This is a genomic window from Variovorax sp. YR216 (assembly GCF_900107745.1).
Classification (GTDB): Bacteria; Pseudomonadota; Gammaproteobacteria; order Burkholderiales; family Burkholderiaceae_C; genus Variovorax.
Genome location: NZ_FNRO01000015.1, coordinates 57565 through 82148 on the forward strand (window position 1 = coordinate 57565; position 24584 = coordinate 82148).

The 24584-nt window shown below is 68.3% G+C and carries 24 protein-coding genes; 9 read left to right on the plus strand and 15 right to left on the minus strand.

All coding sequences use genetic code 11. The annotated features are described in order from the left end of the window. Genes BLW05_RS27085 through BLW05_RS27100 form a run of 4 tightly spaced genes read right to left on the minus strand, consistent with a single transcriptional unit; the run spans position 1 to position 3781 of the window. On the minus strand, positions 1-915 hold the full coding sequence (locus BLW05_RS27085; RefSeq protein WP_177142827.1) for an NAD(P)-dependent oxidoreductase: 915 nt from the start codon (positions 913-915) through the stop codon (positions 1-3). A gap of 16 nt (positions 916-931) precedes the next feature. Next, a complete protein-coding gene (locus BLW05_RS27090) occupies positions 932-1675 on the minus strand; it encodes an SDR family NAD(P)-dependent oxidoreductase (protein WP_093166776.1) in 744 nt (247 codons plus the stop codon). A gap of 44 nt (positions 1676-1719) precedes the next feature. Next, positions 1720-2559, minus strand: a complete 840-nt coding sequence (locus BLW05_RS27095; protein ID WP_256330521.1) for an HTD2 family dehydratase — start codon at positions 2557-2559, stop codon at positions 1720-1722. 10 nt (positions 2560-2569) lie between these two features. Further along, positions 2570-3781, minus strand: coding sequence for an ABC transporter substrate-binding protein (locus BLW05_RS27100; protein ID WP_093166673.1), 1212 nt, complete (start codon positions 3779-3781; stop codon positions 2570-2572). Positions 3782-3945: 164 nt separating this feature from the next. On the opposite strand from BLW05_RS27100, the gene BLW05_RS27105 reads away from it, so the two are divergent. Both BLW05_RS27105 and BLW05_RS27110 read left to right on the plus strand, forming a co-directional pair. Next, complete coding sequence (locus BLW05_RS27105) at positions 3946-5175, plus strand: CaiB/BaiF CoA transferase family protein (protein ID WP_093166674.1); 1230 nt, start codon at positions 3946-3948, stop codon at positions 5173-5175. Between the two features lie 56 nt (positions 5176-5231). Next, positions 5232-6221, plus strand: a complete 990-nt coding sequence (locus BLW05_RS27110) for a Bug family tripartite tricarboxylate transporter substrate binding protein (RefSeq protein ID WP_093166675.1) — start codon at positions 5232-5234, stop codon at positions 6219-6221. 33 nt (positions 6222-6254) lie between these two features. On the opposite strand, the gene BLW05_RS27115 is transcribed toward BLW05_RS27110, so the two are convergent. The 7 genes from BLW05_RS27115 to BLW05_RS27145 all read right to left on the minus strand — a co-directional run bounded on the left by BLW05_RS27115 (position 6255) and on the right by BLW05_RS27145 (position 13332). Further along, entirely contained in the window at positions 6255-6644 is a 390-nt protein-coding gene (locus BLW05_RS27115) for an SMR family transporter (protein ID WP_093166676.1), read from the minus strand. A gap of 201 nt (positions 6645-6845) precedes the next feature. Further along, positions 6846-7664, minus strand: a complete 819-nt coding sequence (gene fetB, locus BLW05_RS27120) for an ABC transporter permease (RefSeq protein ID WP_093166677.1) — start codon at positions 7662-7664, stop codon at positions 6846-6848. Further along, positions 7661-8275, minus strand: coding sequence for an ABC transporter ATP-binding protein (locus BLW05_RS27125; RefSeq protein ID WP_093166678.1), 615 nt, complete (start codon positions 8273-8275; stop codon positions 7661-7663). Before BLW05_RS27125 ends, fetB begins: the two co-directional genes overlap by 4 nt. Positions 8276-8381: 106 nt before the next feature. Next, positions 8382-9731 (minus strand): MFS family transporter, encoded by a 1350-nt coding sequence (locus tag BLW05_RS27130; protein WP_093166679.1) that lies wholly within the window; start codon positions 9729-9731, stop codon positions 8382-8384. Between the two features lie 148 nt (positions 9732-9879). Continuing rightward, on the minus strand, positions 9880-10494 hold the full coding sequence (locus tag BLW05_RS27135) for a response regulator transcription factor (protein ID WP_093166680.1): 615 nt from the start codon (positions 10492-10494) through the stop codon (positions 9880-9882). Next, complete coding sequence (locus BLW05_RS27140) at positions 10491-12686, minus strand: PAS domain S-box protein (RefSeq protein ID WP_093166681.1); 2196 nt, start codon at positions 12684-12686, stop codon at positions 10491-10493. Before BLW05_RS27140 ends, BLW05_RS27135 begins: the two co-directional genes overlap by 4 nt. 181 nt (positions 12687-12867) lie before the next feature. Beyond that, on the minus strand, positions 12868-13332 hold the full coding sequence (locus tag BLW05_RS27145; protein ID WP_093166682.1) for a hypothetical protein: 465 nt from the start codon (positions 13330-13332) through the stop codon (positions 12868-12870). A gap of 45 nt (positions 13333-13377) precedes the next feature. Between BLW05_RS27145 and BLW05_RS27150 the strand changes: the two genes are divergently transcribed. Both BLW05_RS27150 and BLW05_RS27155 read left to right on the plus strand, forming a co-directional pair. After that, positions 13378-13872: a C4-dicarboxylate ABC transporter substrate-binding protein gene (locus BLW05_RS27150; protein ID WP_143044933.1), complete on the plus strand. Its 495-nt coding sequence runs from the start codon at positions 13378-13380 to the stop codon at positions 13870-13872. Then, positions 13872-15359, plus strand: a complete 1488-nt coding sequence (locus BLW05_RS27155; RefSeq protein ID WP_093166683.1) for a TRAP transporter large permease subunit — start codon at positions 13872-13874, stop codon at positions 15357-15359. Before BLW05_RS27150 ends, BLW05_RS27155 begins: the two co-directional genes overlap by 1 nt. On the opposite strand, the gene BLW05_RS27160 is transcribed toward BLW05_RS27155, so the two are convergent. Next, complete coding sequence (locus BLW05_RS27160; RefSeq protein WP_093166684.1) at positions 15353-16330, minus strand: LysR family transcriptional regulator; 978 nt, start codon at positions 16328-16330, stop codon at positions 15353-15355. The two genes, BLW05_RS27155 and BLW05_RS27160, sit on opposite strands and share 7 nt — an antisense overlap. Positions 16331-16435: 105 nt before the next feature. Between BLW05_RS27160 and BLW05_RS27165 the strand changes: the two genes are divergently transcribed. Genes BLW05_RS27165 through BLW05_RS27175 form a run of 3 tightly spaced genes read left to right on the plus strand, consistent with a single transcriptional unit; the run spans position 16436 to position 19754 of the window. After that, positions 16436-17266 (plus strand): gamma-glutamyl-gamma-aminobutyrate hydrolase family protein, encoded by an 831-nt coding sequence (locus tag BLW05_RS27165; protein ID WP_093166777.1) that lies wholly within the window; start codon positions 16436-16438, stop codon positions 17264-17266. Between the two features lie 16 nt (positions 17267-17282). After that, positions 17283-18374 carry a M14 family metallopeptidase gene (locus BLW05_RS27170; protein WP_093166685.1) on the plus strand — a complete coding sequence of 364 codons (1092 nt, stop codon included), beginning with the start codon at positions 17283-17285 and terminating at the stop codon, positions 18372-18374. Between the two features lie 48 nt (positions 18375-18422). Beyond that, positions 18423-19754, plus strand: coding sequence for an MFS transporter (locus BLW05_RS27175; protein ID WP_093166686.1), 1332 nt, complete (start codon positions 18423-18425; stop codon positions 19752-19754). On the opposite strand, the gene BLW05_RS27180 is transcribed toward BLW05_RS27175, so the two are convergent. Next, the gene (locus BLW05_RS27180) at positions 19696-20628 is read right to left on the minus strand and encodes a 1-acyl-sn-glycerol-3-phosphate acyltransferase (protein ID WP_093166687.1); all 933 of its coding nucleotides are present in this window, start codon (positions 20626-20628) and stop codon (positions 19696-19698) included. The two genes, BLW05_RS27175 and BLW05_RS27180, sit on opposite strands and share 59 nt — an antisense overlap. Positions 20629-20644: 16 nt before the next feature. Beyond that, the gene (locus tag BLW05_RS27185; protein WP_093166688.1) at positions 20645-21577 is read right to left on the minus strand and encodes a LysR family transcriptional regulator; all 933 of its coding nucleotides are present in this window, start codon (positions 21575-21577) and stop codon (positions 20645-20647) included. Between the two features lie 104 nt (positions 21578-21681). On the opposite strand from BLW05_RS27185, the gene BLW05_RS27190 reads away from it, so the two are divergent. Then, positions 21682-22755 (plus strand): YeiH family protein, encoded by a 1074-nt coding sequence (locus BLW05_RS27190; RefSeq protein ID WP_093166689.1) that lies wholly within the window; start codon positions 21682-21684, stop codon positions 22753-22755. 111 nt (positions 22756-22866) lie between these two features. Next, a complete protein-coding gene (locus tag BLW05_RS27195; protein WP_093166690.1) occupies positions 22867-23289 on the plus strand; it encodes an EVE domain-containing protein in 423 nt (140 codons plus the stop codon). Here BLW05_RS27195 and BLW05_RS27200 read toward each other — a convergent pair. Further along, positions 23258-24514 carry an MFS transporter gene (locus tag BLW05_RS27200; RefSeq protein ID WP_093166691.1) on the minus strand — a complete coding sequence of 419 codons (1257 nt, stop codon included), beginning with the start codon at positions 24512-24514 and terminating at the stop codon, positions 23258-23260. The two genes, BLW05_RS27195 and BLW05_RS27200, sit on opposite strands and share 32 nt — an antisense overlap. Positions 24515-24584: the final 70 nt, after the last annotated feature.

Genomic DNA, 24584 nt, shown 5'->3' on the forward strand with positions numbered 1-24584 from the left:
TCAGGCCTTTCTTTCGGAGAGGCGCTGGTTGCGGTCGACCATCTCGATGACCGCAGGGAAGTAGCGGCCGCTGAAGCCGTGGGCCGCCGTGGCCGCGTAGTAGCGCTGCGCCAGTTCGGTGACATGCGCGTCGACGCCGGTCTGCCCGGCCAGTTCGAGCACGTATGAGATGTCCTTGAGCACGTACTCCGGCGAGAAGGACTTGTCCGGGAAGCTGCGCGGCAGCATCGCCTTGCGGCCATGGTTGCGCAGCACGAAGCTGTCGCCCGAACCCTTCGAGACGGCATCGAGCAGCGTCTCGGGCTTCACGCCCGCACGCTCGCCCAGCACCATCATCTCGGCCAGCGCGACAGTGTTCTCGAACACCAGCGCGTTGTTGATCAGCTTGACGACCTGTCCGCAGCCGACATCGCCACACAGCGTGACGTCGGAGCCGATGTAGCGCAGCAAGGGCTCGATGCGCGCGAAGAGCGCGGGCTGTGCGCCGGCCATGATGCTGAGCTCGCCGCGTTGCGCCGCCTCGCGTGTGCGAGCCACCGGCGCGTCCGCAAACTGCACGTCGCGCTGTGCAAGGCGCTCTGCAACCCCGCGGGCCGATGCCACCGTGGTCGTGCTCAGGTCGACGATCACTTGCGGACGGCGTGCGCCCGCCGTGAGACCTTGCTCCCCGAGGCACACCGCTTCGACCGCGGGGCCTCCGGGCAGCGACAGGAAGACGACCTCTGCCTGCGCGGCCAGCTCGCCGAGCGTCTGGACGCGGCGCGCCTTGGTGCCTTGCACCGCCTCGAACGCCGCCCCGTTCGTGTCGAAGGCCAGCACCTCGCCCGCATGCTTGAGCGCCATGTTGCGGCACATGGGTCCGCCCATCACGCCCAGGCCCACGAAGCCGATCACCGGACTGGATTGCTCTGTCATGGCTTGTTCCCTGGGTTCAGTCCATCCACATGCCGCCGCTGATGTCGAGCGACGTGCCGGTGATCCAGTTGGAAGCGGGCGAGCAGAGGAAGAGGGCCGCCTGCGCGATGTCCTCCGCATTGCCGTAGCGTCCGAGCGGCACAGTGGCATTGGCGGAAGGCGCGGCGCTGCCGGTGACATTGGCCCACATCGCGGTCTCCACCGGTCCCGGGGCGAGCGTGTTGGCGTAGACGCCGTGCGGCGCGCCCGCCTTGGCGATCCAGCGCATCATCCCGTGCACCGCCGCCTTCGACGACACGTAGGCCGGGCCCGAGGCGACGCCGCCGTTCTTGGCGGCGATCGAGCCGGCCGCGAGGATCTTTCCGTAGCCGCGCTCGCACATCAGCGGGAACAGCTTGCGCGCCGGGTTGACGACGCCGCGCACGTTGACCTGCATGATCGCGTCCCACTCCTCGTCGGTGCTCTCGCCGAGCGGGGTGCGCGCGATGATGCCGGCGCAGAGAACGAGGATGTCGATCCGGCCGTGCTTCGCGATCACGGAATCGATCACCGCGTCGGTGTCGGCGCGCGAGGTCACGTCATAGCGGCGGTACTCGATGCCCGCGCCCATGTCTTCCTTCTCGGCGCGGTCCGTCGCGATGACGCGCGCGCCCGCCGCCTTGAACGCGGCCGAGATCGCCCGGCCCATGCCGCCGGCGCCGCCGGTGATGAACGCCACCTGGCCTTCCAGGCTGGCGGGGCCGCTCAGATGTTGTGCCATTTCCATTTGCTCCTGATGAAGTTGTTGCTGGGCCGCCGCGCGTATCAGCGGAAGGACGCTGTGGCCGACATGGCGAGCTCGCCGGCGGGTCCGCGGGCCCAGAGCGCGAGCGCTCCGCCCTCGTCCTCGCGGCCTTCCACGCGGAACGGATGCGAGACGAACAGCGGGTTGACGCCGCGGAACTCGAAGCTCGCGAGCGCGCGTCCGCCGCCATGCTCCAGCGCCAGCCCTTGCAGGAGGGTCGCGGTCAGCGGGCCGTGCACCACCAGGTCCGGATAGCCTTCTTCGTTGCGCGCATAGGCCTGGTCGTAGTGAATGCGGTGGCCGTTGAAGGTCAGCGCCGAATAGCGGAACAGCAGCGTGGTGTCGGGCACGACCTCGCGGCCCCACTGCGCGACATCGTCGTGGCGTGCCGGCGCCGGCATCGCGGCCCCCGGGGGCGTTGCCTCGCGGTAGACGATGTCCTGCTCTTCGACGATGCAGTCCACCCCTTCGCATTGCGTGGTGTGCTGCACCGTGACGAACCAGAGCGAGCCCCGCTTGCCGACCTTGTTCTCCACCTTCTGGATACGGCTCTTTCTTGTCGCGGCCGAGCCCACCGGCAGGTCCGCGAGGTATCGGATGCGGCTGCCCGCCCACATGCGTCGCGGCAGCTCGATTGGCGGCAGGAAGCCGCCCCGGCGCGGATGACCGTCCGTGCCGAGTCCGCGGCGCGGCACTGCGGGGTTGAAGAACATCCATTGCCAGCCCGGCGGGAGCGCATCGCCCAGGCGCGGGCTGCTTTCGAGATCGAGCGTGGCCGCCATGGTCTCGACGGCATGGACGGAGATGCGCTCGGTGCGCTCCTCTTCGCGGCCGATCCAGCTTTCGTAGGAAGCAGTCAACGGTCGCACCTCACGAGATCCTGGCGTCGAAGACGGCGGCCGGATAAGGCCGGAAGTCCCGCACCATCTTGAAACTGCCATCGGGCGCGGCCTGGATGATGGCTTCCTGGCGTGCGCCGCGGTGGTCGCCGGGCTTGAAGCTCACGCCGCGCGCACCGCCCACGGTCTGGTCGGTCAGGGTCTCCATCACATCCACCAGGCTGGCGCGGGTGAGTGGCTTGCCGCTGGCCAGCAGCGTCTTGAAGCCCTTCACGAAGAGGGCGCCGTTGCTCCAGCCATTGAGGCCGAAGACGCCGATGGGGTCGGCCGGGAAATGCTTCGCGACCTGCTCGCGGTAGGCCTTGATGTCGGCGTCGTCCGCCGTGACCGGCATCAGCCACGACGAGAAGTAGGTCCCGTCGAGGAGATTGCCGGCCAGCTTGCGGGTGGTCGGGTCGGCGGTGAAGAAGGGCGCCATCCACTTGGCCTGGTAGCCGACGCGATCGGCGGCCTTCAACGCCGCCGCGAGATTGGCGTTGGAGCCGAAGAGGATGACCACTTCCGCCTTCGCATTGGCCAGCCGGCGGACATGCGGCGTGAAGTCGGTGTTGCGCACCTCGAAGGGAATGGACTCGGCCGCTTCCTTCTTCACGGTTTCCAGGTGCAGGTCGAAGCCGCGCTTGGCCGAACGGCCCAGCTCGTCGTTTTCCCAGAGGAGCGCCACGCGGCCTGCCTTGAGGTCGCCGAGCGCGTAGTCCAGGTTGGCCGCGGCTGACCAGCCGTAGTCCGGCAGAAGCGGGAAGACGAGCCGCTCGGCGAACAGCGCGGTGGCACCGCCGATCGGGCCGATCATCGGCAGGCCCACTTCCTTGGCATAGGGAATCACCGCGACCGATTGCGCGGTGCCCACGGGCGCTGCGAGCGCGAAGACCTTGTTCTCTTCCACGAGCCGGCGCGTGACCGCCACGCTGCGCGCGGGCTCGTAGCCGTCGTCATAGGTGACGTAGTTGATCTTCCACCCGTCGAGGGCGTTGGTCTCGTTGGCCCACTTGAAGCAGGCCTCCGCCGCGTGCGTGAGGATTGTGTAGAAGGGCACCGGCCCGGTGACCGGGGTGAAGGCGCCGACCGTCACGGTCTTCGTCGCCGTGTCGATGCCCGGCGAGGCCTGCTGCGCAAGCGCCCAGGTGGGCAGCCCCACCGATGCCGCCGCGACCCCGGTGGAGAGAAAAGTCCTTCTACGCATGGTTGTCTCCTGAACTGGAAGGAAAGAATCGTTTCGAACCGCTCAAGAATGCATTCTATAAGTTGCATCATTGGTCGATGTCTTAGGGTTTTCCTGTGTAATTTCGCATTTCTCGGCCAGAACTGCACTTATAGAATGCATTCTCAAGGAGTCCAAACGAAGCCATGAGCCATCCGCCCCTCGCCGGCAAGCGCGTCATCGAACTCGGCACGATGCTGGCCGCCCCCTTTGCCACACACATCCTTTCCCAGCTGGGTGCGGAGGTGATCAAGGTCGAGCCGCCCGCGGGCGACCCCACGCGCAGCCTGGTGCGCGGCGGCCCGAGCGGCACCTTCATCGCCTACAGCCACGGCAAGAAGAGCGTCTGCATCGACCTGTCGAAGCCCGACGGGCAGGCCGCGCTGCATGCGCTGCTTGCCGGCGCCGATGCGCTGGTCCACAACCTCGCCCCGCGCGCGGCCCGCAAGCTGGGCGTGACGCGGGAAGCCTGCGCAAAGATCAACCCCGCGCTCATCTACTGCCACATCCGCGGCTATGCCGCCGGGCCGCAGGAAGACGACCTCGCATCGAACCCCGTCGCGGAAGCCGCCACCGGCGTGATGGATGCCAACCGCATCGACGGCCGGCCGAGCCGCCTCGGCCCCTCGTACCACGATCAATTCGCCGGCGCGTATGCCGTGATCGGGATCCTGGCGTCGATGCTTCAGCCCCGGCAGGAGAGCGCTCCGGGCCACGTGGAGATCGGCCTGTATGAAACCGGACTGCATGTCGCGTCGCGCGACCTGGTCGGGGTGCAGCTCAAGACGCAGCTGCTCGGGCGCCCCGAGCGCGAGCCACATGGCGAGTTCAGCATGCCGGGCTATGGCGCGTACCGCACCGCGGACGAGCGCTGGATCTATCTGCTGATGCTCACCGACGGGCACTGGCTCAAGTTCTGCGAAGCCATGGGTCTGCCGCAGGCAGGAGATCCCGCGCTGGCCACGCTGCGTTTGCGCAAGAAGGCTCGCGAACAGGTCGAGGAAATTGTCCGGCGCGCGATCTCGCCGCACCGGTTCGACGACGTGGTCGCGCGCCTCAAGGCAGCGGGCGTGGGCTGCACCGAAGTGCTGCCGCTGGAGCGCGTGCTCGACGCGCCGCAGGCACAACAGCCGGGCAAGACCCGCGCGCTGCGCTACCGCGGCCTGGATTTCCAGGCACCGGAGTTCCCGCGCCTGCACGCGGCCACCGACGGCGTGCAGACCCTGCCGCCGGCCGAACTGGGCGAACACACGCTGGAAGTCCTCGCTGCAGCAGGCGTCACCAGTGCACAGCGCGACGCCTTGCTGGCATCCGGCGCCGTGGTCGCGGCCAAGCCCGGCTCATTCGGCTGGGCGCCGGTCCGCGAGGCCGCCTGAGAGGCGCGAGACAGGACGCAAGACAGCGGGCACCATGCTCGAACAAGGAGACATACGTGAACCCTCTCATCACCCGCAGAGGTGCCCTGCTCGGCGGCCTGTCCTGCCTGATCGGGGCGGCCGGCTTTCCCGCACAGGCGGCCGCGTATCCCGAGCGCCCGGTCCGCCTGGTGATCGGCTTCCCGCCGGCCGGCGGCGCTGATTTCGTGGGCCGGCTCGTCGCCCAGCGCATGAGCCAGACGCTGGGCGGCAACGTGGTCGTGGAGAACAAGGCGGGCGCCAACGGCATGATCGCCGCGGCCGACGTGGCGCGCTCGGCGGCGGACGGCTACACGCTGCTCCTGGGCGTGACCGCGAGCCAGTCCATCAGCCCGGTGCTGGTGGCGAAGCCGCCCTACGACCCCTTGCGGGACTTCACCCCCATCAGCATGGTCGGCTTCACGCCGCTGGTGCTGGTCGTCAATCCCAGGCTGCCGGCGAGATCGGTGGGCGAGTTCGTCAGCTACGTCAAGGCCAGCAAGGAACCCGTGCCCTACGGCTCGGCCGGTATCGGCAACATCACGCACATGGCGGGCGAACTCTTCGTGCAGACCACGGGTGCCAGCCAGCTTCGGCACATACCGTACAAGGGAAGCGGGCAGGTCATCACCGACCTGATCGGCGGACAGGTGCAGGCGTATTTCGACACGCTGCCCTCGTCCCTGCCCTTCATCCAGAGCGGACAGTTGCGCGCCCTGGCCGTGACCGGCCAAGCGCGCTCTCCTGCCGCGCCGGACATCCCGACCATGCGCGAAGCGGGGCTGACCGACTACAGCCCCACGACATGGTTCGGCGTCCTGGCGCCGCCCAGGCTCGACAGCACCATCGCGCTGCAGCTCAGTGCCGCGCTGGAACAAGGCTTCAACGATGCGGAGTCCCGCAAGGGCCTCACCGCGCGAGGCGTGGAACCGGTGTTGAACAGCCCGGCCGAATTTCGCACCGAGCTCGAGGCGGACTTGTCCCGCTGGCGCGGCGTCACGCGCAAGGCCGGCATCACGCTCGACTAGCCGCTGCGCGAAGGCTTCCAGCCCTGGGTGGCGCTATGCCGAATGCCCGCTGCGCGCCACCAGGATCACGCCGATGATGATCACGCCGATGCCCAGCCAGCGCTGGAGCCCGACGCTCTCGCCGAACAGCCACCACGCGAGCAGTGCGTTGACGACGTAGCCGATCGACAGCATCGGATAGGCGACGCTCACTTCCACGCGCGACAGCGCGACGATCCACACGACCACGCTGATGGCATAGCAGGCCAGTCCGCCGAGGATGCCGGGATGCATCGCAAGGCCCGTCGCGGTGCGCCAGAGCGCGCTCGCGCCGGCCGACATGTTGATTTCGCCGACGCTGTTGGCGCCGGCCTTCAGAAGCAGCTGGGCCGCTGCGTTCAGCAGCACGCCGCTGAGGATCCAGAGGAAATCGATGACTTTCATTGATGGGAAGACCGGCACGCGATGGCGCCCGATCATATGACGCGCCGCAGGGGATTCGCGGCGGTGGGGACAGTTCGAGGCATCGAGGGAACCGATCCTTCAGGACCAGCGCCGAAGCGCCCTCTACCAGCGCCTGCGAACTGTCTGCCGCCATCATGACCGGGAAATCTTACGGACGTATGAATACGAATACGCCCGCCCTCATGCCCGCAACCTGGCCGCCCTTGCATGGACCAGCCGGTCCATGCGCAGGCGCTGGCGGTCGTCGGTGATCATGCGTGCTGCCAGCAGCACCGATCCGATCGAGGCCAAGGCGCCGGCGCCTGTCAGCAACAGCAGCAGCAGGATCTGGTACTTCGCCGATTCGACCGGGTCCATGCCGGCGAGCAACTGCCCGGTCATGATCCCCGGCAAGGTGATGATGCCCGCGGCCGACATCTGGTTGATGATCGGAATGATGCCGCGCCGGATCGACGTGCGCACCAGTTCGCGCAGCGCCTCGTGGATGGTGTCCCCCAACGCAAGCCGCGCCTCGATCGCGGTCCGCCGCACCGCCACGCCATCGAAGAAGCTGTCGAGCCCCAGGCTCGCGGAATTGAGCACGCTGCCGAGCACGATGCCCAGCAGCGGAATCGCGTAGCGCGGGTCGTGCCACGGCTCGGGCCGGATCGCGGTGAGCAAGGCGAGCACCACCGTCGCCACGCTGGACACGGACACCGTGGCCGCTGCGATGCCGTAGTTGCCGCCCTTGCGCAAGCGCCATTCCGGACGCACCGCCACTTCCCGCGCTGCGGCGGCCATCATCACCGCGGCCACGAGCACGGTGAAGCCGGGCGATTGGGACTGGAACACCAGCCTGAGCACGTAGCCGACCAGCAGCAGCTGCACCACCATCCGCACGGCCGCCCAAAGCACCTGGCGATGCACGCGCAACTGCAGGACCATCGACGCGATGGCATTCGCGAACACCAGCGTGGCCGCCAGCGCGATGTCGGTGAATTGCAGGTGGATGACGTTCATGCGCTCTGCAGGGCCCGGTCGGCCACGGTCAGGCAGCGATGCCCGACGCGCCCGGCCTGCTCCTCCGAATGGGTGACCCAGAGGACTGCGGTTCCTTTCGCCGTCTCCTCGCCCAGCAATGTCTCGTAGGCCAGGGTGGATGTCTGGTCGAGCGATGCGGTGGGCTCGTCCAGAAGGAGCACCGACGGACTGCGCGACAGCGACCTGACCAGGGCCAGGCGCTGGCGCTCCCCTGTCGACAGATGCATGAGTTCCGCGTCGAGGATGGCGCCGGGCAGCCCCAGCGCGGCGACCATCGACCGCACCTTGTCGGTGTGGGCGCCCTCGAAGTGCTGGCTGACGACCGGCGACCACCATGCCGGCTCGGCGGGCTGGTAGATGACCCGTCGGCGCCAGCCCGGCCCGCTCAGCCGTTCGCGGGGGGCACCGTCCAGTTCGACCACCCCCGCCCGTGGCGGATCGAGGTCCGCGATCAATCTCAGCAGCACCGTCTTCCCGGCACCGGACTTGCCCATGAGCACCACGCATTCCCCGGCGTCGACATGGAGGTCGAACGGCCCCGCCAACGCGGAACGAAGACCATGCACGCGAAGCCGGGGAGTGGATGACATCCGCGCTTTGTACAGGGCTTTCGTGACCGTGGGCGACGGAGAGCGCGCAGATCGGCCTGCCGGAAGCGTTTCGCGACAGGCGACGCCCGTGCCGTGTCGACTTGTCCTATTTGTCGTGACGCAGATACGTCGCCTGCCGCGGCAAGAGCAAGCTGACGACGAACACGATCCCCATCATCGCCGTCACGTACCAGTAGAAGTACGACTCGAGCCCGATCGACTTGAGCCCGAGCGCCACGTATTCCGCGGACCCGCCGAAGATGGCATTGCCCAACGCATAGGAAAGGCCCACGCCCAGGGCCCGCACTTCAGGTGGGAACATCTCCGCCTTCACGATTCCGCTGATCGACGTGTACAGGCTGACAACTGCCAGCGCGACGGTGATCAGCACCCCGGCGACCAGCGGGCTGCCGACGCCCTGCAGGCTGGTGAGCACCGGCACCGTCATCATCACCCCCAGCGCACCGAACAGCAGCATGTTGCTGCGCCGGCCGATGCGATCCGACAGCGCACCGAACAGCGGCTGCATGCACATGTAGATGAACAGACAAGCCGTCATCACATTGCTGGCGGTCTTGATCGACATGCCGGCCGAGTTCACCAGGTACTTTTGCATGTAGGTGGTGAAGGTGTAGAAGATCAGCGAGCCGCCTGCCGTATAGCCCAGCACCATGAAGAAGGCGCGCTTGTGATGCGTGAACAGTTCGCGCATCGTGCCCGCGCCCTTGGCGGCGCGCGTCTTGTGGCTCGCGGTCTCGGTCAGCGTGCGGCGCAGCATGAGCGCGACCACGGCCGCGACGGCGCCCAGCACGAAGGGAATGCGCCAGCCCCAGCTCTTGAGCTCGGCTTCGTCGAGCATCTGCTGCAGAACCACGACGACCACCACTGCGAGCAACTGGCCGCCGATCAGGGTGACGTATTGGAACGAGGAGAAGAAGCCGCGCCGGCCGCGCATCGCCACCTCGCTCATGTAGGTGGCGGTGGTGCCGTATTCGCCGCCAACCGACAGGCCCTGCAGCAGCCGTGCGGCCAGCAGGAGCACCGGCGCGGCAGTGCCGATGGCCGCGTACGTGGGCAAGCAGGCAATGATCAGCGAGCCCGCGCACATCATCATCACCGAGACGACCATCGAAGCCTTGCGGCCCTTGCGGTCGGCCAGGCGACCGAACAGCCAGCCGCCGACCGGGCGCATCAGGAAACCCGCGGCGAACACGCCAGCCGTGTTCAGCAACTGCACGGTCGGGTCCGACTTGGGGAAGAACGCCGGCGCGAAATAGATGGCGCAGAAGGCGTAGATGTAGAAATCGAACCATTCGACCAGATTGCCCGAGGAGGCGGCAAAGATGGCGAAGATGCGCTTGCGACTTTCCTCGAAGGTGTATGGCGTGTCGTTGACGCTGGTGGTCCTGCTCGGGCTTGACGCGCCGAGGGTGGACGCGCTGGCGATGTCGGTCATGGGAAGATGGTCCTTGTCTCTGTTTGGGCTCGCCTCCAGGTGGCGCGAAGCCGTGCCGGCGAGTGTGTCGGACCACCGCCGCACTGTCGTCCGTAGCCCATCGTCGGGCGGCTACGTATCGGTACGCAAGGGTAACTACCTAGACGGCTTACAACCCGTGTTCTCGCAGGAAGCGGTCGAGCTGGTGGCTGTTTGCAAGGCCCAGCTTGGCAAACACGTGGGCGCGGTGCGTCTCCACCGTGCGTTGTTCCAACGGCGCAAGCTCCAGGGCGATCTGCTTGTTGGGCTTGCCTTCGGCGACGAGCCGGGCCACCTGGGTCTCGCGCGGCGTGAGCTTGGCCCACAGCGCCTGCGCTGACTTCCTTGCTTGCCGCCGGGTGGCGATCTCTCCGGCCTTCTGCAAGGCCCTGGCAATGGTTTCCAGCAGGCGCTCGTCGTTGCAGGGCTTTTCAAGCCAGTCGAAGGCGCCGTTCTGCACTGCCTCGATCGCGATGGGAATGTCACCGTGGCCGGACAGGAAAATCACGACCATCGGGCTGTCCTGCGCGCGCAGCGCATCGAGCACCTGCAGCCCGCTGATGCCGTCCATGCGCAGGTCCAGGACCACGCAGCCCGCGCGGTGGAGGTCAGCATCCGCCAGGAAGGCCTCGCCCGAGGCAAAGGTCTGCACCGCGTAGCCGCGCGAGAGCAGCAGCAAGCCCAACGAGCGCCGTACCGCCTCGTCGTCGTCCACGATGCACAGATTGTTGGCAGGAGCATTCATGGGGATGAGGGGGGTGCGATTTCCAACTCGACAGTGAATACTGTGCCACCACCGACCAGGTTGGCAAACGAAAGCCGGCCGCGGTGGGCCTCGACAATCGTGCGACAGATGTTGAGGCCCAACCCGAGTCCGCCGGACTTGGTCGTGAAGAAGGGCGCAAACACCTGCTCGGCCAACGCATCGTCGATGCCTGGCCCCTGGTCGGCCACACGAATGTGCATGCGCCCGTCGACGACCTCGGCCTCGACCTTCACAAGCCGTTGCTCCGGGGGCGTGTCCTGCATGGCTTGCAGGCCGTTGGATAGCAGGTTCAGCAGCACCTGTTCCAGCAGCACACGGTCGCCGCGCACCTTGGGCAGCTCGGCCGGCACGCGGACCTCGGCGCGTGCCTGCCGCTGCCGCATCTCGCCTTGCAGCAGCGCCAGCGCGTTATTCACCAGGGCCGCCACTGCACAGTCCTCCATGCCGACGGTACGTTGCCGCACGAAGCCGCGAATGCGCCGCACGATCTCGGCGCTGCGCTGGGCCTGCGCCACGGCTTCGTCCAGGCTGCTGACCAGCAATGGCTGGTTTCCCTGCTCCGCGAAGGCCTTGGCGGCACTCGCGAAATTGCTCAGCGCCATCAGCGGCTGGTTCAGCTCGTGCGCCAGGGTCGACGCCATCTCTCCGACGCTTGCAAGGCGCTGCGCGTGCTGCAGTTGCTCGTCGTTCTGGCGCTGGCGCAGTTCCGATCGCTTCTGCTCGGTGATGTCCACCACCGAACTCATCCAGCCCTTGTGCTGTCCATTGGCGTCGATCAGCGCGGCGGTGTAGACCATCGTGATCACCTCGTGCCCGTCGCGGTGCCGGATGCGCGATTCGAAGCCCGACCGTGCGGGCTGGCCGCTCATCATGGCGTCGTAGTAGTGCCAGTGCTGCGCCGAGTCGGCAGGATTCCAGTAGGGGTACGGCGGCAGTCGGCCCAGCAGCTCGTCGGCGCTGTAGCCAGTCATCTCGCAGAAGGCGGGATTGACATAGATGATGCGGCCCTCGAGGTCCCGTGCGCGCATGCCTACCAGGAGCGAATCCTCCATCGCCTTGCGGAACGCATGGGCCTCGTTGAGCGCATGGGTGCGCTCGCGCACGCGCAACTCCAGGTCACGCCGCGCGTCACGCTGCTCGACGAAGCGGCGTTCGCGCAGCTGCCAGTACAGGCCACCCAATGTCAGCACGCAGGCGAGCAGCAGCCCAAGCATCCAGGTGCGCTCCCCGGCGCGGGTGACTTCTGCGTGGTCGGCCATCATCGTCAGGGTCCAGCCGCCCAGGTCGGGCAGAGGCTCATCCACTGCGAGGAAGCGCCCAGGCTTGCCGCCCAGGTCGGCACGCACCAGGTACGTGCGCTCTCCCTCGACACGGTCGACCTTCCAGGGCAGTGCCGGGAAGCTGGACCGGTCGCCATATTGCCGGTGGCGCTGCAAGTCTTCCAGCTCGGGGGCAGTGAGGCTGCGTCTGGACCGGTACATCCACGATGGCACCGAGCTCATGAACACGATGCCGCGCGCATCCGCCAGCACGATGGGGTCGCGCGTGAAGGCCCAGGCCTCCTGCAACTCGCGCAGGCTGACCTTGACCGCCACCACGCCGTGCACCTCACCGTCCGCGGACCGCACCGGCGCCGAGATGAACAGCCCGGACTCGCCGGTGGTCAGGCCAATGCCGTAGAACAGGCCGCTGCGCCCCGCGCGGGCGTCGATGAAGTAGGGCCGGTTCGCATAGGACTCGCCGACGAAACTGTGGGACGTGGCCCAGTTGCTGGCCGCCAGCGTGAGGCCCTGCAGGTCGATCAGGTAGAGATCTTCGGAACCGGCGAGGCGGTTCACTTCCTCGATGTAGTGGTTCGCCCGCTGTCGGGCTGCCGGGTCTTGCGGGCGAGCCAGCGCCGCCAGCACGTCGGGATGCTTGGCCACGGTGAACGGCAGGTAGCTGTACTTGCCCGCTGCGTCACGCAGGCCCAGCACATGGACTTCCAGGGCGCGGCGGATCGAGTCAGCCTGAAAGTTCGCCTCGCGGTTCACGGCCCATTGGCTCGCGAGGGCGATCAGCGACAGCGCCAGCGAGACGGCGACCGCCCAGGCAGCCACCGTGCGCCAGCGATGGCGCGCACGAGGCGAAGGCGTGGGAGATTCGGGCGATTCAGGCAGGGAAGGCTGCATGGCAAACGCTTGCCGGAAAACGCGGCAAGCGGGATTCTGCCTGCATCCTCGCCCTGCAGAGGCCGTCGGCAACGATGAGTAAGTCGACCTGAGTTCCCGCCCCTTCACGACCGGCACCTGCCGACCGGAGCACTTGAAGCGGCCCGGGCGTCCGCGACGAGCGCCCAAGCCTCGCCACACTTCAGTGCAGCACCTTCCGCGCCGCGTGAATCGCCTCTCCTACCGTCTGGATGCGTCGTCCCACCTCTGCATTGATCACCTCCATCAAGGCCGTCAACTCACTGGGCTCGATCAAGAATTCCTCGACGTTCCGCGAGTTGAGCGGCGCCAGGAAATTCTGTACGCAGTCGTAGGCGCGATGCGCCCAGCGCAAGTTGTTGAACTCGTCCTCGACGAGCAACGCCGCCGAGCTGACGGCCTTCTTCTTTGCTTGCTTCTTGGTTTCGGCACTTGTTGCCGGGTCGTCACCAGCAACCTTGCGCTTGGTGGTTCTTGACTTGGCGGATGTCGTCCCCGCCGTTCGAACGGTCTTAGCCATTTCTAATCGCGCCCTTTTCCGACGCGACTTGCGCAGTATGCCAGCCCTGTTCCCGTAGCAGACGCTATTGGGCACGCGCACGGCGACGCGCTTGGCCTTCACCGGCATGCATGGCACGATGCCGGCCACCTCACCCGCCTGGAGACCCTTTCGATGAACGGCCGCTCACGCCTGCAGCGCCTGCTGGACGGCATCAGCGTCGCGATGATGCCGCTGGCGCTGGCGATCACGCTTCTGCTGTTCCTTCAATGGCCGCTGCGCGACTGGATCGGCAAGGGATCGACCCAGGCGAACGACCTGGCGCAATGGCTGTTCGCGCTCTATGTCGCAGTCGCAATCAACCATGCACGGCGGCGCGGCGCGCATCTCGTCGCACGGCCCGACATCCCGCCGTCCGGCGCGGGCGGCCTCGCGCGGTTGCGCCGCATCGGCGCACCGCTGTGCGTGCTTCCGTGGGCCGTCTTCCTCGTGGTCAGCGCGGCGCCCCCCGTGGGCCAGTCGGTGCGCGCGCTCGAACTCTTTCCGGACAGCTTCAACCCCGGCTATTTCATGATCAAGGTCGCGCTGATGCTGATGGGCCTGCTGATGGCAGCCCAGGCCGCGCTCGACCTCGTGCGCGCACTGCGCGGCGAGGCGGCGGCGTCGTGATGGCGACGGGCTGGTTCGGCCTCGCCCTGCTCCTGCTGGCGCTCGCGCTGATGATGACCACTGGCTGGCCGACCTACGCCGTGCTGCTCGGCGTGTGCTCGGCCGGCACCGTGGTGGGGCTGGCATCGGGCGCCATCGACGCCGCCGTGCTCGGCACGCTGCCAGCCCGCATCGTGGGCCTGCTCGATCGCGACCTGCTGCAGGCGCTGGCGCTGTATGCGCTGGTCGGCGCCTTGCTGAATCGGCTGATGCTCGCCGACAGCCTCTACAGCGGGCTCGACAGGGCATTGCGGCGGCGCGCGCCTTCCGCGGCGCCCGAGCTGGCAGGGCTCGGGCTCGGCCTGATGCTCGCGCCAATGAACGGATCGGTCGGCGCCAGCCTGATGACGCTTGCGCGCACCGCCGACGCGAGATGGGCCGCCGAAGGCCGCGCGCCGGCCCGGCGCGCCGCGATGGTGGCGCTCGCCAGCACGCTGGGCGTGATCGTGCCGCCCTCGCTGGTCCTGCTGCTGCTCGGCGACGCGATGCTGCAGGCGCACACCGAGGGCGTGAACCTCGCGCAGTCGATGGGCCTGCCGCATGCGGGCGCGGCCGTCCGCATCGTCAACACGCAGGACATCCTTCAGGCGGCGCTGCTGCCCGGCGCCGTGCTGCTGGTGCTGTGGGCGGTGCTGATCCTGCTCACCGCACCGCGCGCGCCACGAAGCGCGTCGCCCGGGCCGCTGACGACCGGCGAGCGCATCGCGCTCGGCGTGGTGCCGCTGGTCATCCTGGTCCTGCTCTCGCTCGTCGCGATCGGCCAAGTGCGCGCGGTCGAGGCGGCGGCCACCGCGGGAATGCTGCTGCTCTGCTGGGGCGTCCTGTCGCGCAGACTGACCGGCGCGCTGCTCCGCACGGTGCTCGACGAGGCCATGTCGCTGACCGGTGCGCTGTTCGCCTTGCTGGTCGCCGCGACCAGCTTCTCGCTGCTGCTGCGCCTGCTCGGCACCGACAGGCTCGCGGTGCAACTGATGCAATCGCTGCAGGGCCATCCGGTGGTCGCGACGCTGACCGTGCTCGGCGTGCTGCTGGCCTGCGCCTTCGTGCTGGATGCGTTCGAGCTGATCTTCCTGGTCGTGCCGATCGTGATGCCGCCGCTGCTGGCGCAGGTCGACGATGCAGCGTGGGTCTCGACACTGGCGCTGTTCGCGCTTCAGGCGGGCTTCCTGCTTCCGCCCTTCGGCTATGCGGTGGTGCTGGCGCGCGGCCACACCTCACCCCGGCCGGGGTCGTGGAATGTCCTTGCCGTTCTCGTGCCCTACCTCGTCGCGCTGCTGCTGGTCATGGGCATGGTGATCGCATGGCCCGCGACCACGCGCTGGCTGCGCACCGCGCCGGCAACGCTCGCACCGGACGAGAGCCTCCGGCCGGACCAGATCGATCAGCTCATGCGCGAGATGTCGACGCCGTCGGACGACACGCCGCCCGAACCGCCGCCCGATCAATGAGGCACGCGGCGCCCGCTCGCCCGGCGGCGCGCCGATCCGCGCAAACGCTGCGCGGCGACTTCTTCCCTGACCGCGGCGAAGTGCGACCTGACGACCTCGAAGGCGCGCTCGGCCGCCGGCAGCCGTGTGCGGCCGGTGTGCTCGACGATCCCCAGCGTCAATTCCAGGTCGAGCGCGGGCTGCACATCGAACCGCACGAGCGTTCCCGCGCGCAGCGCGGAGATCACGGCCACATCGGTCGACGGCGCGATCGCATCGCTTGACGTGAGCAGCGTCAGCACGGTGGAGACGTCGTTCGTGCTCGCGGCGAAATGCTGCTGCAGGGGCAGCGGCAGCTCGTACAGGACCGCCATGCGGCGCAGCAGCGACTCGTTGGCGTAGCCGGACATGATCAGCGGATAGCGCTGCAGGTCGCCGATCCCGATGCGTGGAACGCCGGCCAGCGGATGGTCGCGCCTGCCGAACCATCCGAAGGTGCAGTCGTAGACGGGTTCGGCGCTCACGCCGCTGTCCGCGTCGGCTGCGCGGACGTCGCCGACGAAGAAGTCGAGCTCCTCGCGCTGCAGTGCGGCCAGCAGCACGTCGGTGCTCTGCACCAGCGTGCTCAGGCGCAGGCCGGGTGCCGCCGACAGCAGTTCGAGCACCATGGGGCCGAGCAGGGTCATGGCGATCGACGAGCCCATGCCGAAGGAGAGGGATCCGAGTTCACCCGAACGCATGAGCGCCAGCGAACGCGCGCCCTCCCGCTCGTCGAACACGATGCGCCGCGCCCGCTCGGCATAGGTCACGGCGTAGGGCGTGGGGCGCAGCCGCCGGTCCTGCCGGTCGAACAGCGGGACGCGCAATTCGTCCTCGAGTGCGCGCAGGCTGCGCGAAAGCGCGGGCGGGCTCAGGTGCACCGCTTCCGCAGCGGCGGCCAACGAGCCCAGGTCCATCACGGCGAGGAAGTGGCGCAACTGGCGGGTGTTCAAGGGGCGGCCTCCATGACTTGCACATATTGCAAGCCGATGACTAAAAAGTTGCAATTTACGCAATCGTCACCGATTCCTAGACTCGCGGCAATGGCCCTGAACACCATGACCGATTCCACCTTTTCCACCCTCTCAGGCCGCCCGCTGGTGGCGATCGCCGCCGACCGCATCGAACGCCACCAGCACCCGGCGCATGCCCTGCTGCACGGCTATGTGCGCGCGGTGTCGGAACTGGCCGCGGCCCTCCCCCTGGCGCTGCCCGCGGCACCGCAGGCGATGGACGCCGACAGCCTGATCCACGGCATCGACGGCATCGTGCTGACCGGCAGCCCCTCCAATGTCGCGCCTGAGCGCTATGGCGCCGCCGCCCTGCCGGACAGCGTACTGCTCGACCACGAACGCGATGCCACCGTGCTGCCGCTGCTGCCGCGGTTGATTGCCGCCGGCGTGCCGGTGCTCGGCGTCTGCCGCGGCTTCCAGGAGATGAACGTCGCCTGGGGCGGCACGCTCGATGCCGCCGTGCACGCCCGGGACGGCGGACTCGATCACCGCGAGGGTGACCACGACCGGCCGATCCAGCGCTGGTACGACGACAGCCACGACATCCACATCGCACCGGGGGGCGTGCTGGCCGGTCTTCTGACTCAGCACCGCCTGCCGGTCAATTCGCTGCACCACCAGGGCATCGAGCGCCTCGGCGCGGGCCTGCGCGTGGAGGCGACGGCACCCGACGGGCTGCTCGAAGCCTTTTCCGTCGACGGCGCGCCCTCGTTCGCACTGGCAGTGCAGTGGCACCCCGAGATGCGCATCGACGACTGCCCACTGGCGCAAGCCATCTTCCGCGCCTTCGGCGCCGCCTGCCGCTCTCGGCAGCGACAGCGGTTGCAGCGGCTGGGCCTGCTGGCCGACCGCATGCCTGCCGCGCTCGCCGCCTGATCCATTCACGACCGCCATGAACCACACCGCCTCCCTCGACCTCTTCAGCCCCAGCTACGCCACGGCGCGGCAGAAATTCCTGGGCGCTGCCGCGGCGCGCCGCCTGCCCGTCGACAGCCGCGTGCTGGACCTGCTGGGCGCCGAAGGCGAGACCCTGGCGATGGACGTGGTGCTCGACGGCCCGGCCGATGCGAGCAGACTGCTGGTCGTGCTCAGCGGCGTGCATGGCGTGGAGGGCTTCTGCGGATCGGCTGTCCAGACCGGCATGCTGCGCCTTGGAGCGCCCGCGCACGCGGACACGGCGGTGCTGCACATCCACGCGATCAACCCGTATGGCTTCTCCTACCTGCGCCGCGTGACGCAGGAGAACGTCGACCTGAACCGCAACTTCGTCGATTTCGGCAAGCCCTTGCCCGTGAATGCGGGCTATGGGGAGATCCACGACGCGCTCCTGCCGCCCGCGTGGCCCCCTTCGCACGAGGCCGAGGCCACGCTGGCCGCCTATCGCGACAAGCACAGCGAGCGCGGACTGCAGCGCGCCATCAGCCTCGGGCAGCATGCGCATGCCGACGGCATGTTCTTCGGCGGACGCGCGCCCACCTGGAGCAATCGCACCTTCCGGGCCGTCCTGCGCGACTACGGAACGCAGGCGCGCGAGATCGCCTCGGTCGACATCCACACGGGTCTCGGGCCTTATGGCGTCGGCGAGCGCATCTTCGCGAGCTTCGACAACGGCGTGCTGCCGCGCGCACGGCAGTGGTGGGGCGAACTCACCGATGTGCACGCCGGCAGCTCGACCAGCATCCCGATGACGGGGCCCATCCAGACGGCGCTCTTCGAGGAGTGCGCGCAGGCCGTGCATCTCGGCATCTGCCTGGAATTCGGCACGTATCCCAGCGAGCGCGTGATGCCCGCGCTGCGCGCCGAGCACTGGATGCATCGCCACGGCGCCGACGACGGCATGCAGGCGCTGCATATCAAGCAGGCGCTCAAGGACGCCTTCTATCCCGACGCCGAGACCTGGAAGCTGGCCATCTGGCACCAGGGACGCCAGGCCTGCCTGCAGGCCATCGACGGCCTGCAGCCGGGCAGCCTGCCGCAAGGCTGACTGGGCACGGCCGATCCGCACCACGCACACTCCACACCCAGGACACCCATGAACGCCACCACCCTCGGTTCCAACCCCGTGCAAGAGGCCCTTCGTCCAAGCAACGCCAGCCACGACGCCGCGCCGTCGCGCATCAGCCGGAAAGCGGTCGCGGCCGCGGTCGCCGGCAATGCGCTGGAGTTCTACGACTTCGTCATCTACGCCTACTTCGCGGTCTACATCGGCAAGACCTTCTTCCCGGTGAGCGGCGAGTTCGGCAGCCTGATGGCGGCGGTCGCGACCTTCGGCGTGGGCTTCTTCACCCGGCCGCTGGGCGGGGTGCTCATTGGCGCCTTTGCCGACAAGGCGGGCCGCAAGCCGGCCATGATCCTGACGGTGGCGCTCATCACCATCGGCACCCTGGGCCTCGCCGCCACGCCGGGCTACGCCAGCATCGGCATCGCGGCGCCGATCATCGTGGTGTTCTGCCGGCTGCTGCAGGGGCTCGCGCTCGGCGGCGAAGTGGGGCCGGCCACTGCCCTGCTGATCGAGGCCGCACCCAAGGGGAAACGCGGCTTCTACTCGAGCTGGCAGATCGCGAGCCAGGGCCTCGCGGTGGCCGTGGGCGGATGCCTGGGCGTGGGTCTGTCGCTCGCGCTGCCGCCGGAGCAGCTGGCGTCGTGGGGCTGGCGTGTGCCCTTCCTGCTGAGCCTGGCGCTGGTGCCGATCGCCCTCTACATCCGCCGCAGCCTGCCGGAAACGCACGGCCACGGCCAGGAGCGCAGCGGTGCGGCGATCGTCGGCGCGGTGTTCCGCGAGCATCGCAGGATCCTGCTGCTGGGCGTGCTCGCCACGGCCTCGACCGCGGTGGCCTCGCAGGTGGGCAACTACATGGTGACCTACGCGGTGCAGGTGCTCAAGCTGCCCGCCGCCGTCGCGCAGGGCAGCGTGCTCATGGGCGGGCTGATGACCTTCGTCTTCGCCCTGGTCGGCGGCGTGCTGTGCGACCGCCACGGCCGGCGCGTGGTCAACATGCTTCCGCGCCTGGCCCTGCTGGTGCTGATCGTGCCACTCTTCATGTGGCTGGCCGGCGCGCCGAGCGTCGCCACGCTGCTCACCGTGTCGGCCGTGCTGGCCGCCCTCACCGCCATGTTCGGCACCGCCGGGCTGGTGCAGGTGCCCGAGCTGCTGCCCATGGCGGTGCGCAGCACCGGCCTCTCGCTGGTCTATGCGATCGGCACGTCGATCTTCGGCGGCACCACGCAGTTCGTCGTCACCTGGCTGCTGGCCCTGACGAAGAATCCGATGGCGCCTGCCTGGTATGTGGTGGTCATGAGCGCGATCAGCCTCTGGGCGATGTGGATGCTGCCGGAGTCGCGCGACGTGGATGTGCAGCGATAGCCTGCGCTTCGCAGGCGGTGCCCGCGAGGATCAGATGGCGCATCTGCGCAGCAATGGATGCGCTGAGTTCCCGGGCACCGTCCGGTCCCGCGCTTGACGGGTGGCCGAACGCGACTCTGGCGACCAGCCCGCGATAGCGAGGAAGCGCAACCTGCATCGCGGCAGCCAGCTTCTCCCTGTTGCGCGCCGTCCGGCGCAACAGGGTGAGCGGGTGCCTCTGCGCATCCGGCGAGATGACATTGCTCACCAGCGCAGGCACGAATCGCACCGGTGGGACCCATCGGGCGAACAGGGCAAAACTGTCCGACCAGTTCTGCAATGACGCAACGGCCCGCTGCGGGCCGAAGGTGGCGGGATCAGGTTCTATGTCTCCCGCCGGGAAGGTCAACAGCGCCCCTCCTTCCCGCAAATGCCTCGCGGCGCCCCGCAGGGCCGCCATGTGGCCAGCCCCGTTTTCAGGCAGAAGAATCAGCTGCTGCGCCACATTCGGCAGGGCCCGGAGAAACGGGCGATCCGAGGCCATCACCCGAAGATCCGGCCGCAACGCGAGACTGGTGAAGAGTGCGACCGTGTCGGTCATTCCAGGGTGGTTTGCCAGCACCACCAGCGGCCCTTGCGCCGGGACACGCTCCAGGTCCGATGTGACAAGGCCGGCCGTCATGCGACTCATCAACCATGCACTGCCCTGGGCAAGGCCCTCCCTGCCGACGCGCGTGTCGAACTCGTGGGCCGTCCAGGCAAAGCGGCGGGCCGTCGGCCGGAAAAGGTGGCGCAAAGGCGTGCCATGAAGACGCGACAGGCCCACCGAATCCAGAAGGTCGGCGATGTTGACCTCGGTGAGCGTCTCGACCAGCGGTGGTGTGCTGACGTGCATCTGGTGCCATTCTTATTCATCCGGACGCGTTCGCCTGTAGCACCCACGGGTCTTCGCCCTCACCGTGCGCCAGCAGCATGCCGAGGGCCGGCGACAGCGTCTTGTACCGATGGCGAATCCGGTAGAACGATCGCGTTAGCGGCGGCAGTGCGGTTTGCAGGACGGCAAGTCTTCCGAGCGCCAGCTGGTCGCCGACGGCGCACAGTGACAGGCAACTGACCCCGAGCCCGGTCGCTGTTGCCTGCTTGATCGCTTCCGTGTCGCCCAGCTGGGTGCAGGATCCGAATCCACCCAGGTGAGGCAGCAAGAGATGATCGAGCAGCTCGCGCGTGCCGGAACCTTCCTCCCGCACCAGCCAGCGCTCCTGCCTGAGCTCCGCCGTGCTCGCCGGCCGGCCGAGCGCGACGAAGGGGTGATCGGCCGCGGCCACGATCACCATCTGGTCCGTTCCCCAGGGCTCCACGTCCAGGTCCTCCGCGTGGCACGGCCCCTCGATGAGGCCGGCGTCCACTTCCATGCGCATCACGGCGTTGACGACCTCCTGCGTGTTGTCAATGCGCATCTCCACCGCGATGTGCGGCTGCTCGCGCTGGAGCCGCGCGATCCGTGCCGGCATCACGTAGTTGCCGATGGTGGTGCTGGCGCCGAGCCGGATGTGCGCGGGCAGGAACGCGCTCTTCGCACCGTCGCCCACGCCGAAATCGCGCTCGATCTCCATCGCCGAGTTCAGCGCGATGCGCGCTCGCGATTGCAGCGAGCGGCCAGTCTCGTTGAGTATCAGCCGCCGGCCCACGCGGTCGAAAAGCGATGCGCCGAGCAGCGACTCCAGTTCGGCAAGCGCCGCGCTGGTGGCCGACTGGGACAGCGGAATGCTGGCCGCCGCTGCCGTGGTGCTGCCCAGCTCCGCGATCGCGGAAAAGATCTGCAACTGTCTGAGCGTGAGCCTCATTCGGGGTCCTTATTCATCAGATGAGTTGGTCATACCCATATAACTCGTTTTTCTTTCAAGGGTACCGCGGCCAAGATCGCCTCTTCATCACCACAAGAAGCGTCATGTCCGCATCCTCCGCCCTTGGCCGGACAACAGGGCCCCGCCTGCATTCCCTGGCCCCCGGGCTGCTTCTGGCGGCCGCCGTTGCCGCCGCCGCGCTGTGGCTCGCGACCCTGCCCTGGTTCCGCGACCACGGGATGAGCGCGCTCACGCTGGCGATCGCCATCGGCATGCTGATCGGGAACTCGGTCTACCCGAGGATCGCCCCGGGCGTCGAAGGCGGCATCGCGTTCTCCAAGACCCGGTTGCTGCGCGCCGGCATCGTCCTGTACGGCGTGCGCCTGACCTTCGGCGAAGTGGCCTCCATCGGCGTGCCGGGATTGCTCGCGGACGTCGTGATGCTCGCCACGACCTACCTGGGCGCCTACTGGATCGGCACGCGCGTGCTGCGCCTGGACCGCGAGACCACCCTCCTGATCGGCGCCGGAAGCTCCATCTGCGGCGCGGCCGCCGTCATGGCCGCCGAGCCGGTGGTGAAGGGCCGCGCCGAGCACGCGACCGTTGCGGTCGCGACGGTGGTGGCCTTCGGCACCCTGGCGATGTTCCTGTGGCCCGCGGTCTATCGCATCGGCGTCGACCACGGGCTGCTTGCATGGAGCGCGCGGGACTACGGCGTGTTCGTGGGCTCGACGGTGCACGAGGTGGCCCAGGTGGTGGTCGCCGGCCGCGCCGTCGGGCCCGAGGCGGCCGATGCGGCGGTCGTCACGAAGATGGTGCGGGTCATGATGCTCGCGCCGGTGCTGATGATCGTGGCGCTGCTGCTGGCACGCGGGACGCGCGCGGCTTCGGCCCCGAGCCAGCGCACGCGCATTGCGATCCCGTGGTTCGCTTTCGGCTTCATCGGCGTCACCGCGCTGAATTCACTCATCGAGCTGCCGCAGCCCTGGAAGCACGCGGGCATCGCCGCCGACGACCTGCTGCTGGCGATGGCGATGGCCGCGCTGGGGCTGACGACCCACGCGACCGCGCTGCGCCGCGCGGGCGCGCGGCCGATGTGGCTCGCCGCGCTGCTCTTCGGCTGGCTGCTCGGCGGCGGTTTGCTCGTCAATCACCTGATCGGGCAGTGGCTGCGCTGAGGGCCTTTCGATCTGCCGCACCATGTTCTCGACCTTCTGCTGACAGGACGTTGTCAGTAGTGCGCGCCTACAGTCCGGTGCACCCCCACGAGCACTGCAGGAGATCGGATCATGGGCAATTACTGGATCGGCGTGGTCTCGAAGGCGCATGTGCAGAACGGCGTGCGTGGCGGCTTCATCCAGCTCAACCACGGCAAGAAGGCCGCGGTGCAGCGACTGAAGGCCGGCGACATGCTCGCGATGTACTCCCCGCGCACCGACTACCCCGACGGCGCCGCCCTGCAGGCCTTCACCGCCATCGGCACCGTGGAATCGGGCGAGGTCTACCAGGTGGAGATGTCACCCGACTTCAAGCCCTTTCGCGTGGACGTGCAGTTCCACGACTGCCAGGATGCGCCGATCAAGCCCCTGATCGAACGGCTGTCCTTCATCCGGGACAAGACGCACTGGGGCGCCGCATTCCGCTTCGGCTACCTGCGGGTGCCGGAGGCGGATTTCCAGCTCATCGCCCAGGCGATGGGCCGCGCGACGTGAGCGCGAACGGGACCCTCACGATGCGCACGGCCAGTGCCGATACCGCCGACCCGGTCGCGAGCACGACCACGGCCATCCAGCCCCACTGAGCGAACACCAGCGCGCTGAGCGCGGAACCGGCCGCCATGCCGACGAATATGCCCGTGAACAGCACCGCGTTGAGACGGCTGCGCGCGCCGGGGTCGATGCCATAGACGATGGTCTGGTGCGCGATGAGCGAGCCCTGGAAGCCGAGGTCGAAACCGATCGCGCTGCCGACCAGCAGGGCCAGTTGCCCATGGGTGTCGAGCATCGGCGCGAACGCCATCGCAGCGAACGAAGCGACCACGACCACAGCGCCGAGACGCGTCACCCGTTCGGGCCCGCGACGGTCCGCGAGCCGGCCCGCCAGCGGCGCGGCGAGCGCGCCGGCCGCGCCCGCAAGCCCGAACGCGCCGGCTGCACCGCTGCCGAGGTGGAAGGGTGCGCCATGCAGCATCACGGCGAGCGTGGACCAGAAGGCGCTGAAGCCGATCGACAGCAACCCTTGCGCCAGCGTGGCGCGGCGCAGTGCGCCATGCCTGCGCCACAGCGTCGCGAGCGATGCGAGCAACGCGCCGTAGCGAAGTTGCGTGGTTGGACGGAAGCGCGGCAGTCCGCGCCATGCGGCGGCGCCGGCCAGCGCAAGACTCGCGGCGGCCAGCAGGAACATCGTGCGCCAGCCGAACTGCTCGGCGACGAAGCCGCTCAGGACTCGCGACAGCAAGATGCCGAGCAGCAGGCCGGTCATCACCGTACCGACGACCTTGCCGCGATGCGATTCGGGCGCGAGCGTGGCCGCGGCTGGGACGATGTCCTGCGCCATGGTGGCGGCGAGCCCGATCGCCAGGCTGGCCGCCAGCAGAAGCCCGATGCCGGGCGCCGCCCCGGCCACCAGCAGCGCCGCGCACAGCACCGCCGCCTTGGCCACGATGATGCGGCGCCGGTCGAAGCGGTCACCGAGCGGCGCCAGCAGGAGGATGCCGAGCGCATAGCCCAGTTGCGTGAGCGTCGGCACGAAGCCGACCGCGCGGGACGAGGCCCCGATGTCGGCACCCAGCACGCCCAGCATCGGCTGGCTGTAGTAGAGCGAGGCGACGGCCAGGCCGGCGCTGGTGGCGAGCAGCAGCACCAGCGAGGCGGGCAGGCCATCACGTGCCGCCGTGCCGATCGCGCTGCTTTCATGCATCGATTGAATGGAAGACATGGTATTAACCCTTGGTAAGTGAGGCAGTGGCGCGAGTGTCGGCGCGATCCTCTCTACCTGGTAGTGGCAG